The organism is Paenibacillus sp. FSL F4-0243, assembly GCF_037963295.1.
Taxonomy (GTDB): domain Bacteria; phylum Bacillota; class Bacilli; order Paenibacillales; family Paenibacillaceae; genus Paenibacillus_AQ.
Map to the genome: position 1 here is coordinate 5,095,249 of NZ_CP150151.1, position 14,334 is coordinate 5,109,582.

The 14,334-nt window shown below is 45.1% G+C and carries 13 protein-coding genes and 1 pseudogene; 3 read left to right on the forward strand and 11 right to left on the reverse strand.

The features are described 5' to 3' along the window. Nucleotides 1-11: 11 nt before the first annotated feature. The 4 genes from NSS87_RS22770 to NSS87_RS22785 all read right to left on the reverse strand — a co-directional run bounded on the left by NSS87_RS22770 (nt 12) and on the right by NSS87_RS22785 (nt 4,488). Entirely contained in the window at nt 12-1,961 is a 1,950-nt protein-coding gene (locus NSS87_RS22770; protein WP_339242931.1) for an FtsX-like permease family protein, read from the reverse strand. Further along, the gene (locus NSS87_RS22775; RefSeq protein WP_076284439.1) at nt 1,936-2,706 is read right to left on the reverse strand and encodes an ABC transporter ATP-binding protein; all 771 of its coding nucleotides are present in this window, start codon (nt 2,704-2,706) and stop codon (nt 1,936-1,938) included. Before NSS87_RS22775 ends, NSS87_RS22770 begins: the two co-directional genes overlap by 26 nt. An 85-nt stretch (nt 2,707-2,791) precedes the next feature. Next, nucleotides 2,792-3,790 (reverse strand): sensor histidine kinase, encoded by a 999-nt coding sequence (locus NSS87_RS22780; protein WP_339242934.1) that lies wholly within the window; start codon nt 3,788-3,790, stop codon nt 2,792-2,794. Next, entirely contained in the window at nt 3,787-4,488 is a 702-nt protein-coding gene (locus NSS87_RS22785; RefSeq protein WP_149646713.1) for a response regulator transcription factor, read from the reverse strand. Before NSS87_RS22785 ends, NSS87_RS22780 begins: the two co-directional genes overlap by 4 nt. A gap of 446 nt (nt 4,489-4,934) precedes the next feature. Between NSS87_RS22785 and NSS87_RS22790 the strand changes: the two genes are divergently transcribed. Next, the gene (locus NSS87_RS22790; protein WP_339242936.1) at nt 4,935-5,282 is read left to right on the forward strand and encodes a hypothetical protein; all 348 of its coding nucleotides are present in this window, start codon (nt 4,935-4,937) and stop codon (nt 5,280-5,282) included. Nucleotides 5,283-5,594: 312 nt separating this feature from the next. On the opposite strand, the gene NSS87_RS22795 is transcribed toward NSS87_RS22790, so the two are convergent. Further along, nucleotides 5,595-6,389 carry a TIGR00266 family protein gene (locus tag NSS87_RS22795; RefSeq protein ID WP_042190589.1) on the reverse strand — a complete coding sequence of 265 codons (795 nt, stop codon included), beginning with the start codon at nt 6,387-6,389 and terminating at the stop codon, nt 5,595-5,597. Nucleotides 6,390-6,833: 444 nt separating this feature from the next. Here NSS87_RS22795 and NSS87_RS22800 point away from each other — a divergent pair, with 444 nt between their 5' ends. Further along, on the forward strand, nt 6,834-7,730 hold the full coding sequence (locus tag NSS87_RS22800) for a rhodanese-related sulfurtransferase (RefSeq protein WP_042190591.1): 897 nt from the start codon (nt 6,834-6,836) through the stop codon (nt 7,728-7,730). 258 nt (nt 7,731-7,988) lie between these two features. On the opposite strand, the gene NSS87_RS22805 is transcribed toward NSS87_RS22800, so the two are convergent. The 6 genes and pseudogenes from NSS87_RS22805 to NSS87_RS22830 form a co-directional block, all read right to left on the reverse strand. Continuing rightward, nucleotides 7,989-8,660, reverse strand: coding sequence for a YitT family protein (locus tag NSS87_RS22805; protein WP_042190593.1), 672 nt, complete (start codon nt 8,658-8,660; stop codon nt 7,989-7,991). 317 nt (nt 8,661-8,977) lie between these two features. Next, entirely contained in the window at nt 8,978-9,478 is a 501-nt protein-coding gene (locus NSS87_RS22810) for a Crp/Fnr family transcriptional regulator (protein ID WP_042190595.1), read from the reverse strand. 274 nt (nt 9,479-9,752) lie between these two features. Continuing rightward, nucleotides 9,753-11,681: a fructose-specific PTS transporter subunit EIIC gene (locus tag NSS87_RS22815; RefSeq protein ID WP_339242940.1), complete on the reverse strand. Its 1,929-nt coding sequence runs from the start codon at nt 11,679-11,681 to the stop codon at nt 9,753-9,755. Nucleotides 11,682-11,719: 38 nt separating this feature from the next. Continuing rightward, nucleotides 11,720-12,631 carry a 1-phosphofructokinase gene (pfkB, locus tag NSS87_RS22820; RefSeq protein WP_339242942.1) on the reverse strand — a complete coding sequence of 304 codons (912 nt, stop codon included), beginning with the start codon at nt 12,629-12,631 and terminating at the stop codon, nt 11,720-11,722. A 147-nt stretch (nt 12,632-12,778) separates the two neighbouring features. Continuing rightward, nucleotides 12,779-13,318 carry a hypothetical protein gene (locus tag NSS87_RS22825; protein WP_331281445.1) on the reverse strand — a complete coding sequence of 180 codons (540 nt, stop codon included), beginning with the start codon at nt 13,316-13,318 and terminating at the stop codon, nt 12,779-12,781. 51 nt (nt 13,319-13,369) lie between these two features. Next, nucleotides 13,370-13,552: pseudogene (locus tag NSS87_RS22830) on the reverse strand (DeoR family transcriptional regulator); the annotation flags it as partial. A gap of 309 nt (nt 13,553-13,861) precedes the next feature. Here NSS87_RS22830 and NSS87_RS22835 point away from each other — a divergent pair. After that, a complete protein-coding gene (locus NSS87_RS22835) occupies nt 13,862-14,152 on the forward strand; it encodes a hypothetical protein (protein ID WP_042190603.1) in 291 nt (96 codons plus the stop codon). The last annotated feature ends 182 nt before the right edge of the window (nt 14,153-14,334 follow it).

Here is a 14,334-nt window from a genome sequence, read left to right on the forward strand (position 1 = left end):
ACCCCCATTATTCAGATCAAGTTCTTCTTCAAGTTGCGTAAATAACGGCTGCGAATAAAAAAGAAGTAAAGTCCCTGGACAGCCAAATATCCCAATAACACCGCCCCGGTCTCCACAGCAATAGATAAGTAAAACAACCGCTGAAGCGCAATAAAGGCAAACACACTATGCAAAATGGCTACCCCAACCGGAACAAAAAACAACAACGACAATTGTATCGTTACAATTCGGTTTAGCTCTTGATCTGTAAGTCCCATTTTGGACAATGTAGAATATTGATGGCGATCATGATCTAGATCTGTATACAGCCGGAAGTAAAGGAAGCTGCCTGCTGCAATGAAAAATACAGTACCCACCAGTAAAGAAGCGAATAGCATCGTGTTGTACAATGTTCTTTGTATTTCAAACAGCGTGCCGCTAACAACAATCGCGTATGGCGAGTTACTTTCATAGGACCGTTTCCCTTTATGAGCAAGATCCGCCGCTATACCTACTGTTCGCGGGAAATCATCCATGTAAAATCCTGTATACAAATCGGTCTGTACGGGATGAATAGCCTTGTAAAGCTCATCGCTAATCACAACACCACTGAAATCTCCCCCATCCCTTCCATCCAGCTCCGGCAATAGATATTCGGCAATCGGAACATGCTGGGTATAACCCATTTCTCGAATGGAAAGACCTTGCTTCAAGGTATATACCGGCTTTACTCTACCCGCTTGCAGACTCCTGTCTCGTTGCGAACCGATCATCACCAGTCCTTCATCTCTACTTAGAGGCTGCTCATCCGTCGTAAACCCTGCACGAAGCAGAGCAAGCTTATAATCACTGTAAGCAATCAAGGGAAGCCTTAACGTGCGATCTGGCCCGGTCTGAGATTCCACCTCTGCGTATTTAATCGGAATACTAAGTGTCTCATAGGGTAAACCGAGCGTTGTAAGCTCTTCCTTAATTTCGTCCAAATGCTGATCAAAAGGATCCTGCAATTGATTGCCTTTGGCTACATAACCAACTGCTGCGGGATAGTCCAATTTCAACTCTCTGGAAAGCGTATGGATCGATGCGAATACTCCCACTGAAGTAAAAGATACTGCGGATACAATCGTCACCATAAAGAACATTCGGGCATTCTCTTTCCAGCGGTAAGACAAGCCCGATAAAGTAATGATATTCGTGTGGTTCCAATACAGGCGCCGGATCGTCTTAAGTAGTTTAACAGTGTAAATACTGAGCTGAGTATAAAAGAGATAGGTACCCGCAACCGTAATTATAACGACGGGGAACATCACCTTTTCAACCGAAGCCGCTTGTGCTGTAGCTGCCATAAAATAGCCCGTTAACAGCAATAAAGCAGACAGTATAGATAACACCAGGGAAACTTTAGGTTCCTCTTCTGCTTTTCGTTCTCCCTGAAACAGCCGCATCAGTGATTCATTCCCAATAAAGAAGAACGTGCTTAGCGAGATTAGAATAAATAACAGCGCAAAGCTACATATCGTTAGTACAAGCGCCTGCCATGGAAGATGAAACGTTAAAAGAGGTATTCCTAGAAAAGTAGATCCGATCATCAAAAACAACTTACCCAGAATTAACCCTAGTAAAGTACCTGTCAGGATGGCAGAGGTGCCGATCATCATATTTTCCAAAAATACCATCATGTTCAGCTGTCGCTTCGTCATTCCATGCATCAATAAAATCCCAAACTCCATCTTACGTGACTGCAGGAATGATCCGACCGATACAAGAACGAACAAGGAGCAAAACACATAAATAATGGCTTCTGCCGCCATCATTGTATGAGCTGCAGTACTATAAACCAAGCTCTTAGAAATATCCGGATGGTAAATAAACAATGCGCACACAAAAAAGATCATCACTGAAAAAGCACTGACGACAAAATAAGCCGCATATTTACGCTTGTTACGTGTAACATTCCTATAAGCGAATTGCCGAAAGGTCATGGCTAGTTCCCCCAAGCAGAGACAACATATCAATGATACTTTGGAAGAAGGCGCCTCTACTGCTCCCCCTGTACATTTCACTATAGAAACGTCCGTCTTTAATAAAGATGACTCGGTTACAAAAGCTCGCAGCCACTGCGTCATGTGTGACCATCAGCACGGTTGCCCCTTCTTCCTGATTCACCTCTGTCAGCATATTCATGACTTCACCTGAAGCTTTGGAATCCAGATTCCCTGTAGGCTCATCTGCTAAAATCAATGAAGGACGATGAATCATCGCCCGGGCGATGGCGGTCCGCTGCATCTGTCCACCTGAAATCTCGTATGTCCGTTTTTGCAGCAAATGCTCAATGTCCAGCATACTTGCTACTTCTTTCAATCTGCTCTCCATTTCCGTAACACGGACACCAGCAAGCGTGAGAGGCAGCACAATGTTCTCCTCTACAGTGAGCGTATCCAGCAGATTGAAATGCTGAAAGACGAAACCAAGCTCATGGCGGCGAAAGAGTGCCTTTTCTTGTCTGCTAAGCAGATTGGGATCTCGGCCGTTGATCAGAATCTGACCGGAGGTCGGCTGGTCGATGGTGGCGATCGTGTTGAGCAGTGTTGTTTTCCCACTCCCCGAAGGTCCCATTATGCCAACAAACTCCCCCTTTTCAACAGAAAAACGGATATGATTCAATGCCTGAGTGGACACTTTACCCTCATATATTTTTGATAAATTATGAACATCTAGAATGGGCAAGTGTTACCTCTCCTTCTTTCGACTGGATTGCCTTCATTATACAAAGTGTATACACAGGCTGCCATTTCTCTAACTTACAATGACCTTACATTTTTGTAAGGTAGGACTCCCTAAACACTATCCGCACGGTCGTGCCCTTACCTTCTTCTGAGCAAATGCTCACCTCGTGACCAAGTTTTCCGCAGATCTGTTTCACAAGATATAGACCCATCCCCGTGGATTCTTGAAATATTCGTCCATTCACACCTGTAAAATAAGGATCAAACACACGCGGCAGATCACCTGCTGGGATGCCAACTCCTTCATCTCGTATCTCCAGTACTGCTCTCTTTTCTTCTTGTATGTACCCATGGAAATATACATGTTTGCCGACTTCCGTCGTATAACGTATTGCATTCGTAATAATTTGCGTAAGCACAAAACTTAGCCATTTCTCATCTGTGGTTACGGCGATTCGCTCATCTATTTTAATAGTAGGAAATATACGGTTACGTATGAACAGACGCTTCTGCTCTGAGGTCACACTACGTACGAGGGTTTCCAAATCCAAACGTTCCACGTAAAAATCATGCTCAAAAGTATCTAGCCGAGCCGTATAAAGTACAGTGTCCAGTCCTTTTTTCAGACGATCCAGTTCATCACCTATCGCCGTAAAAGGCGGTCCGTCTTTATCTTGAATCATCAAATGGATGACAGACAATGGCGTCTTCATCCCATGCACCCACTGATTAATAAAGTGAATATGTTCCTCCAGCTTGTGGCGGTAGCTGTGCAAATCATTTTTGTAGAGGCGGAATTGTGACCCTAGTAGTCCTCGTAAACTCACGGCAAGCGGAGAATCCTGTGATGGACCACCAGCTTCATCTAGAGAGGTGGGTACAGTCTCCAGACGTTCATAGAACGTACGATTGCTGATATACCGATAAGCGAGGTAGCCAAGCAGCAGACAAGTGCTGAGAAGAGCAGCATACAGACTAACACTCACACCACTGCCCCCATCCAGCCGATATACTAGTGTGATCAAGATGAGCTGTGCTAGATAGACAACAATTAAAGGGATCTGCTCCCTTAAAAATAGCTTCAATCCTCATCCCCCCAATTCGGAATCAAGCGGTAGCCTTGACCTCGAACGGTTTGTAGACCGTCCGTAATCTCAAGAGCGGCAAGCTTTTTACGTACACGGGTGACATAGACATTAAGCGTATTCTCATCCACAAAGGCTTGATCATCCCAGATTTTTTCGAGCAGTCTGTCGCGGGTAACGATAGTTCCCGACTTTTGCATCAGCTCATCTAGTATCTTGGCTTCCGTGTGACTTAAATCCACCTTAGCTTCTCCTCGCGTAAGGACTAGTCGCTCCACATCAAGTGCCATTCCGGCAACGGTTAGAGTACGCTCATTGTTGCTTCCCGCATAGGTACCGTAGGCGCGTCGCAGCTGGCTTTTAATTTTGGCCATCGCAATTTCGTAATCAAAGGGCTTCGTAATATAATCGTCGGCTCCGTTCTCCAGCGCCATCACCTGATCCATTTTGCCATCGCGGGCAGATATAAAAAGGATAGGGCAGGTGGAAATCCCACGAATCTGGCGGCACCAGTAATACCCATCGTATTTTGGCAAATTAACATCTAAAAGAACCAGGTGCGGAGCGAACGTCTCAAACTGAGCACGAACCCGCTCAAAATCATTCACAGCCTGTGTTTCATATCCAAACTTATGTAAATAATCCTGCAGCAGAGCCACCAGTCCACGGTCATCTTCTATAATAAATATTTTGAACATATCATGCCTCCGGTCACAGCCTTAACATTATAGTACGTGTTCAAAAAGTACGGTTTTCAGCACCGAGAAGATTGGATGAAGGTAGAAACTGAGGAGCGGAGCGTAGTGGAAGCTACGTGAGCACCGGAAGTTTCGCCTGAATTCAATATTCGATGTCGAATAATCTTCTTGGAATACTTCGTGATCAAAAGCGGACTTTTTGAACAACCTCTTATAAGGGCTTTGCCAAATAATATATACATCGCGGACAGGGTTAGTCAAATTGTTAAGGGGATTGAGCGATAGATCATCAGCGTAAAGCTAGGCAGTTCGCCAAGCGTAACGTGAGGCAGATATATAATGGTTATGAATTAAACTATCCCAAGCCCAACCTCTAAAAAAAGACCCGTGAATGAGCATAATCATTCACGGGTCTCACTATATAGTTAGTTGCAGATACAGTAGCGGTGAACATCACAGAGTCGATAATACAAACGTCGAATGGTGATATCACATCGAACATAAGTAACCAATGTTTTGCTGAAGCAATTAGAATTGGATCCAGCCATTTCTACGGGATTTATGCCGTTCTTTTGGCTGGATCCGCTCAATCCGGCCATTTCTACGGGATTTATACCGTTCTTTTGGCTGGATTCACTCAATCCGGCCATTTCTACGGGATTTATACCGTTCTTTTGGCTGGATTCGCTCAATCCGGCCCATTCTACGGGATTTATACCGTTCATTTGGCCGGATCCACTCAATCCGTGCAAATCCAGGGCATTTTTACCCCTCTTTCGCTCTATTCGGGCTAATTCCCAGAAATCTAGGGCATTTTTACCCTTCTTTCACTTCATTTGGGACAATTCCCAGAAATCTAGGGCATTTTTACCCCTCTTTCGCTCCATTTGGGCCATTTCCCAGAAATCCAGGGCATTTTTACCCTTCTTTCACTCCATTTGGGCCAATTCCCACAAATCCAGGGCATTTTTGCCCCTCTTTCGCTCTATTCGGGCCAACACGCACAAGACAAGGGTACTTCTGCCCTTGTCTCCCCCTAATAAGCCCACTCCCTAAAACCGCTCATTCTCTGCCTCGAAAGTTCTACCCATCAACCTCGCCCAAAGCTATCTGCCATCCAGCAGATTGCCGAGTCCCCCAAGTACGCTGCCTTCTTCTTTGCGTCCGCTGTTACCAGCTGCGGACAGAATGCGGTCAGCCATACGGCTGAATGGCAGTGACTGCACCCACACCTTACCGGGTCCGCGCAGTGTGGCGAAGAACAGGCCCTCTCCGCCGAATAGGGCGGTTTTGACACCTTTTACAAATTCAATATTATAATCCACGGAAGACGTCATAGCGACAAGACAACCTGTGTCCAACTTGAGCGTCTCTCCCGGCTGCAGTGTGCGTTCCATAACGTAGCCGCCAGAGTGTACAAATGCAAGACCGTCGCCCTCCAGCTTTTGCATAATAAAGCCTTCTCCACCAAAAAATCCGGTGCCCAGCTTGCGCTGAAATTCAATACCGATCGAGACTCCCTTCGCCGCACAGAGGAATGAATCCTTTTGACAGATCACTTTTCCAGCGTATTGCTGAAGATCGAGCGGGATGATTTTCCCTGGATATGGGGCAGCAAAGGTGACACTTTTTCGTCCATAAGAACCGCTGTGTGTGAATACGGTCATGAACAAGCTTTCCCCTGTCAACAGACGCTTGCCCGCACCCATCAGTTTACCCATCAGTCCGCTTCCGCGCGTCCCCCCACTACCATCACCAAAGATCGTCTCCATCGTAATTTCCTGATCCATCATCATGAAGCTTCCAGCTTCGGCAATTACACTCTCTCCTGGGTCAAGCTGCACCTCCACACACTGAATTTCCTCGCCCATAATGACATAATCAATCTCGTGAGCACTCATCCCGCAGTTCCTCCTTATTATTAAAGTCACCATGTGACTCTTCGAATGAAAATTAATACGCGCGTTGTGATTCACGGTTTCGCCAATCATAACTATCCATGTTATTCGCCTATATCCAGCAAAAAAAGTCAACCAACATTCTGGCTGACCTTAATCGTAGTATCCCCGAAAAATGCAGGTTATCCCAGCCGACAAAACGACTACATCCACTGATCAGCAGCGACAAAATACCGTCTTATCCACTCGCGCCGCCACTTCGCAGACTAATCCCCCATAGGTATGATGATTCAGACATATTCATTGCGCTGTTTTTCTTACTAATATCCAAGTTTCAACCATTACCCAATCAAGAGTATCTTTTTCAAGTCTTGATAATATGTTACAATACTTTTTATACTTAAACGTTTATTTAGTAGTCTAATTCTAATGATAAAGGTGAAAAGAATGAAACCACAATCGGAATATGCAATTCTGCTATACTATAAATTTGTAAAAGTGCCTGATGCCGAACAATTCGCTCAGGAGCATTTGGCTTACTGCAAAGAGCTTGACGTAAAGGGACGAATTCTCATCTCAGATGAGGGCATTAACGGGACACTGTCCGGTACGATTGCCCAAACCGAGCAATACATGAAGGATTTGCGCGCAAATCCGCTGTTTAGCGATATCGTCTTCAAGATCGATGAGGCTGATGGTCATGCCTTCAAAAAGATCTTCGTTCGTTATAAAAAGGAACTCGTGACGTTCCGGGTCGAGGATGAACTGGACCCTAACGTGATCACCGGAGAGCATCTGGCGCCTAAAGATTTCTATGAAATGATGCAGCGCGATGATGTGGTAATTCTGGATGGTCGTACCGGCTACGAATTCGATCTTGGTCATTTCCGCGGTTCCATCCGCCCTGAAGTAGACAGCTTCAAAGAATTCCCGGACTGGATTCGCGAGAATATGAGCGAGCTAAAAGATAAACCAATTCTAACCTACTGTACAGGTGGAATCCGCTGCGAGAAATTAAGCGGGTTTATGATGAAGGAAGGCTTCCAGCAGGTGTACCAGCTGGATGGCGGCATTGTGACTTATGGTAAAGACCCTGAGGTACAGGGAGAACTGTTCGATGGAAAATGTTATGTCTTCGATGAGCGGATCTCCGTACAGATTAATCATACCGACGGGGATATCATTGTCGGACGTTGCCATCACTGCGGTCAGCCAGCTGACCAATTCATCAACTGCGCCAACGATGCTTGCCATCTTCAGCATATTTGCTGTGAGGACTGTGAAGCACAGCACAGTGGTCATTGCTCGGACGAATGCGAAGCTATCACGAATGCCGTGGGCTAAATAAAAGGGCAAGCTGGTCGCAAATTTCTCTACACGATTCAAAGACGAGCACAAGAGAGTCTTAAATTAACTAAAAGGTGGCGCACAGGATTTTCACTGTACGCCACCTTTTGTTATGAGCGAAACGTCCAAGCAACGCCCCTGAGATCTTCAACCCTTTTAATTACGTCACTTATCCAACAAAAAAAAGTCAACCAGAAATTCTGGCTGACCTTAAATGTAGTATATCCCCGAAATAAGCTGTTTATACAGCCTTATTCACATTACCGTACCATCATGCGGTTTACGCAGCGTAGACTGAATCTTTGGCGCCTTCACTAACTTTGGTTTGCCTAAAGAGGTTGTAAAGGTGATCACATAACCTGCGACAACTACCGCCATCACCGTATACATCGTTTCTCTAACAGGCATATAAAAGAGTGATAATGCCAGAACGACTACGTCCAACATGATGAATACTGTACCTACTTTAATTCCCTTCCATTCACTGATCAGCAGCGACAAAATATCGTCTCCACCACTTGCGCCGCCGCTTCGCAGAATAATTCCCGCGCCTAAACCTGTCAGTACGCCAGACAAAAGGGCTGCTAATGCCAAGTTGCCCTGCAAGTTGATGACCAAACCGGAATAACGTTCCATGAGTCCGTAAAAGATTGTAAAAGCTCCTACAGAAACAAAGGTGTTACACACGAACGCTTTCCCTTTGAACATCCATGCAATCAAGAGTACTGGAACGTCTAGAAGCAGAGTTGAAATTGAAGGTGAAATTCCTAATACATATTTGCCGAGTAGCGATAATCCTACGAATCCGCCCTCAGACAAATGGTTCTGAAAATTGATGTGATAATAAGCAAATGCAAGCAAAAATGTTCCAAACAAAATGACTGTCAACCGGAGCAGTACATTCACTCCGTAATTGTGGTTCCTCATACAGGTCTCCCCTTATCGTATATGGCGGCTAAACGTCCCACCAACCTCTACGACGGGTAAAACCGGAGGTATTGCTCCTTCGCATATATATACTCCTTCCCCTCGCAGAGGCGGTTCGTCGAGTAACAACGGTTCACGCACCTTCTACAGGGAAGCTAAGTATAAGACAGATCATAACGTTTCCAAATCGTCCTTTGGGGAATCGTCCTTCGGGGACACATGGTATCCTGATCCTTTCTGTAATTTAATAAGTTCTGAATACATTATACCACGGAGATCCCCTACTCTAAACACTTCGTTATAAAAATAGGCAGGAATCACTCCACGGTACGCAACAAACGATTGACTGTTTCGCGTCTCACACCGATCAATTGTCCAATTTCTTCCTGTGTCAAAAGCTCTGTTAGCGCTGCGCCATGAGAGTAGTCATTGAACCAACGGGTTAAGAGCTCCATACGTTCTGCGGGTGTTCCAACAGTAAGGTGATCAAGCCGAGTCTGCATAAACCGTACCTTCTCCTGAAGAAGGATAGCGATCTCCATCGCTCGACCTGGCTCATCCCGTACCTGTTGATACCATTCCGCTGAAGGAACTGCCTCCACCTCGCTCTTCATCATCGCAACCGCTGTTCCATGCGCCTCCTTTGGCGAAATGAGTGAATGATGGGGAACCATCTCACCAGGATACAAGATGTTGAACAACACCATGTTCCCATTTTCATGAAGCCTTGTTACCTTGAACAGCCCATTTTTCACCTTATATAAGAATTCGCAGCTGTCCCCTTGACGGAACAAGACTTCCCCCTTGTGCAGTATCATCTCGCTCGCTCCTTTGCCCTCTTGTTATATATATTTTCAATTATACAAAAATAAACCTCAATGAAGGAGATTATTCTTGCTAGGGTTGAGGGGCATACGTGGTCAAAGTTTAGGTAAGAAGAACGCCTTCGGCTTCCTCTTAGGGACGATGATCTTTTCTGCGAAAAATAGAAGAATAGTTTTTAGCGTAAGTATAAAAATTCTTATATTTCAAAAAAACTGCCGAGCACCAGAAGAAGCGTCTGGCACCCAGCAGTTCAAATTATTTATTTTATTACTTTGCCTCAAGAGGTTTCTTCCATAATCCGAGCATTAATCCGGAAATAACAGATCCGATCAGAACGGCCAATAGGAACAACAACGCATGACTCGAAAGCGCGGCTACAAAGATCCCACCATGCGGTGCTGGAACGTTGATATTCCAAAACTGAGTGAGACCACCAGCTACAGCTGAACCTAGGATACAAGAAGTCAGGACACGCAGTGGATCGGCAGCGGCGAATGGAATCGCCCCTTCTGTAATGAACGATAAGCCCAATACATAGTTTGTTAACCCTGATTTACGTTCTGATTCTGTAAATTTGTTCTTGAAGAAGGTAGTAGCCAGCGCTATTGCAAGTGGAGGAACCATACCGCCTGCCATTACAGCCGCCATCATGAATCCGTTAGTATTTCCACTGGTAGTGAATACCCCGATGGCAAAAGTGTAGGCCGCTTTATTGAAAGGACCTCCCATATCAATAGCCATCATTCCACCGAGAACGAGACCCAGAATTACTGCATTAACGGTTCCAAGATCGTTAAGCCAATTAATGAGTCCTACGTTCATCCAGCTAAAGATCGGATCGAACAGGTAATACATCAATCCACCGGTTATCAATAGACCAAATACCGGATATAACAGAATCGGCTTTAATCCGTCGAGCGTTTTTGGCAGACCTGCAAACAGTTTGCGCAGACCGATAACAACATAACCAGCCAAGAAACCTGCAGCCAGACCGCCGAGGAATCCAGCGTTGGAATTCAAGGCCATGTAACCGCCAACCATACCTGGCATCAGGGCTGGACGGTCACCAATACTAATCGCAATAAATCCAGCAAGAACCGGAATTAGGAAATGGAAGGCACCATCACCGCCACCAATCGTCTGCAGCAGTTGGAACAGAGGGTGATTCTCTCCACCGACTTGTTCAATCAGGAAGGAGATCGCCAGCAGAATACCACCGCCGACTACAAACGGCAGCATGTGGGAGATACCGTTCATTAAGTCCTTGTATATTTTACTCCCGATACTGCCGGACTTCTCTTTCGACTCTCCTTCATTACCACTACGACCTTCATTATGGTAAATCGGTGCATCGCCGTTCATTGCTTTGCGAATGAGCTCTTCCGATTTGCGAATACCGTCACTAACCGGTCTTTGCAGTACTGGCTTACCATCAAAACGGGCCATTTCCACTTGTTTATCTGCTGCCACAATTACACCACTTGCACGCCGAATCTCATCGGGTGTTAAGACATTTTTGGCACCTTCTGAACCATTTGTCTCTACACGGATATTAACACCCATTTCCAGAGCCTTCTTCTTGAGCGCATCTTCAGCCATAAAGGTATGCGCAATTCCAGTAGGACAAGCAGTAACAGCTACGACGAATGCTTGGGAATCCGGGTTGCCGACGATTAGCTTTTCAGGTTCTGACTTCTTGACAGCTTCAGCAGCTTCGCTCTCTTTCTCCTTGGCTTCTCCTTCCGCCTGCTTCGCATCGAACAAGGCGGATACCTCATCTGGCGTTCGGGTATTCATCAGCTGTTCAATGAATTCGCTATCGATCAACAGTCTGGACAGCGAGGCCAATGTACGAAGATGCATGTTGCCCGCTCCTTCTGGGGCGGCAATCATAAAGAAGATCCGAGCCGGCTCATCATCAAGCGATTCGAATTCGACGCCCGTCGCACTCTTGGCAAACACAACGGTCGCTTCATTCACCGCTTTAGTCTTGGCATGTGGCATTGCGATACCGCCACCAATCCCAGTACTGGACTGCTCTTCACGCTTGAGGATCATCTCTTTAAATAGAACAGAATCATTGATACGACCACTTGCGGCAAGACTGGCAATCAATTCATCAATTGCACCTTCCTTAGTGGTTGCTTTTAAATCCATAATCATTGTATCTTTTATCATCAAATCCGTAATTCTCATATCTTCCAACTCCCTTGAGTACTTTGAATGCTGTTAGCTTACACTTCTGAGATGTTGATCAGCGGTCTCAGCTGCTCAATGAATGCTCTATCTGCCAGGTCATCAGAGAAAGCTGTTGCGCTACCTGAGGCAACACCTGCACGGAAAGCTTCCATTAAATCTCCAGTCAAAGAAAATGTGCCAACGAATCCAGCGATCATAGAATCGCCTGCGCCTACAGAATTTTTTACTGCTCCTTTTGGAGCATTGGCGTGATATACCCCCTGTTCCGTAATGAACAAGGCACCTTCACCAGCCATTGAAACTAACACATGCTTCGCGCCAGCTTCGAGCAGCTTGCGGCCATAAGTAATAATCTCTTCCTTAGTCTGTATCGTAACGCCGAATAGCTCTGCAAGCTCATGATGATTAGGCTTAACGAGCAACGGCTGATGAGGGAGTGCCTTTTTCAGCGCTGAACCTGTAGTATCAATGACAAATTCGGCCCCTCTTTGCTTGCATACAGATATCAACTTGTCATAGAAATCAGCACCCAGTGAAGGAGGAACACTTCCGGACAATATCACAACATCGCCTGCATTCAGAACAGCCATCTTCTGTAATAATGCCTCTGCCTCCGTATCTCGGATGACGGGCCCTGCACCATTAATCTCCGTTTCCTCCCCATGCTTAAGCTTGATATTAATTCGGGTATCATCAGAAACAAATACGAAATCACTTAAAATCGACTCTTTCCGCAACCATTCCTCAATATATCGTCCAGTGAATCCACCAAGGAAGCCTATAGCTTTATTCTGAACCTCAAGTTGATTTAACACGCGTGATACGTTGATCCCTTTACCTCCAGGAAGCTTCAAATCACGTTTCATCCGGTTTAAGCCACCTAGTCTCAAATCTTCAACTTCCACGATGTAATCGATGGAAGGATTAAGCGTTACTGTATAGATCATAATTATCCCTCAATTATTTTGGTTTTCTAAGCCATAGATTACCGGCTAAACATGCGGCAAATGTAATTTCTCCAAACGATCTTACAATGATTCCATACCACTCAAATTAAGACATTTTCTAACCGTAGAACATCCTCCACCTAAAGGTCATACCAGCGAGAAATCTACGCCCATTTGCGTAATCTCACGGATGAACTTATCTGACGCACCAGAATCAATAATGCAGTGATCCATTTCCGTCACGTCGGCAACCTTACAGAAGGATACTTGACCGAGCTTGCTATGATCAGCCAGAAGAATTACTTGCTTCGCAACCGAAATCATCTTACGTTTGGTCGCTGCTTCAAGCATATTAGGTGTAGTGATTCCTTCTCGTAAGTCTAATCCGTTGGTTGCAAGAAAGGTTTTATCAACTCTTACCATCTCTAAAGAGCGCTCTGTCATCGGTCCTACAAAAGCCAATGTATCCGGCCGCAACATTCCGCCTGTAATCGAGACTTCTATATTGCGACAATCCCGCAGTTCATTAAGCGCCATAATCGAATTCGTAATGACTTTGATATTAGAAAAAGCCCTCAGCTCTTTGGCAATCTGTAGCGTTGTGGTTCCAGCATCCAGCAGAATAGCATCGCCTTCCTGAATCATCTCTACAGCCTTGCGTGCTATCCTCTGCTTCTCATCCAACAATCGATCTTCCTTATCTGGATAAGTCGCCTCAAAGTTAACGCTCTGCAGGGAAACTGCCCCGCCGTGCGTTCGTTTCAGCAACTTGGCTTCTTCAAGCTCTTTCAGGTCACGGCGCACAGTAGACTCAGACACGCCCAGTTCCTGACTTAGCTCCTGTACCGAAGCTCTTGAATTCTTTTCCACAAAAAGCACGATTCTTTGTTTTCTCTCTTCCTCAAACAACATCGTGGTTCGCTCCTTTAAGTTACAGTGCTATCCCATTTATTAAATGCGCTTATCTTTGGAAATCCATGACCATTATTTGATTATATCTGACTGTTATTGATCATTTGTGCTCGTTTATGATTTTAACAGCGTTTTCATCATCTGTAAAGCGCTTTAACATTAAAAATCATACTCCGGCAAAATGTAATAAATGGAATGATTTCATGCTTCGCTCAAGGTGAAACAGGCCCATAAGAAAATTACATACCAATTGCCTATCTCCTCACTGGTGTTTAAAACATATTAATACTACATATAGGAAAAAGCGGGTGATCAGAAATGGCCAACGGAAGAAACAACAAAAAAATGGGCGGTAACAGCAACGCTAAGAGTAACGGAAATAGTAATGGAAAAAACAACGGGAACGGTAATAGTGAGGAAACAGCAGAATTAAGTGCTGAAGATTATGAAATCATTGCTGCCGCACTGGCCACTTTAGGGGAATTTTTTGCTTTTTTATCTCTCGTCAAGGCAAGACAAGTTACGAAGGAAACCGGAGGCGAGATTGAAGTACCAGAAATATTCACCCTTTCCACGAAGAAGAAACCTTATAGACGAAAGTTAAGATGATCCACAAAGCCCCCGAGTGATTTATATGATGATGTACAGTTATGTGTTGTGAACAACTTACTTGGCGTAGCCTCAGTCATTGGGTCATCCTCCACGGATATGCCAAGAACTACCTATAGGAGAGTAATCCATTCTTTTGAATCAAGTCATGTGAATTAGGGTTATTAAACTACATAGATTAT

Excerpts from the sequence above, each read along its gene's own strand:
- NSS87_RS22770 (WP_339242931.1), bottom strand. The coding sequence starts at position 1,961 with ATGACCTTTCGGCAATTCGCTTATAGGAATGTTACACGTAACAAGCGT.
- NSS87_RS22785 (WP_149646713.1), bottom strand. The coding sequence starts at position 4,488 with ATGTTCAAAATATTTATTATAGAAGATGACCGTGGACTGGTGGCTCTG.
- NSS87_RS22795 (WP_042190589.1), bottom strand. The coding sequence starts at position 6,389 with ATGAGTGCTCACGAGATTGATTATGTCATTATGGGCGAGGAAATTCAG.
- NSS87_RS22800 (WP_042190591.1), top strand. The coding sequence starts at position 6,834 with ATGAAACCACAATCGGAATATGCAATTCTGCTATACTATAAATTTGTA.
- NSS87_RS22805 (WP_042190593.1), bottom strand. The coding sequence starts at position 8,660 with ATGAGGAACCACAATTACGGAGTGAATGTACTGCTCCGGTTGACAGTC.
- NSS87_RS22810 (WP_042190595.1), bottom strand. The coding sequence starts at position 9,478 with ATGATACTGCACAAGGGGGAAGTCTTGTTCCGTCAAGGGGACAGCTGC.
- NSS87_RS22815 (WP_339242940.1), bottom strand. The coding sequence starts at position 11,681 with ATGAGAATTACGGATTTGATGATAAAAGATACAATGATTATGGATTTA.
- pfkB (WP_339242942.1), bottom strand. The coding sequence starts at position 12,631 with ATGATCTATACAGTAACGCTTAATCCTTCCATCGATTACATCGTGGAA.
- NSS87_RS22835 (WP_042190603.1), top strand. The coding sequence starts at position 13,862 with ATGGCCAACGGAAGAAACAACAAAAAAATGGGCGGTAACAGCAACGCT.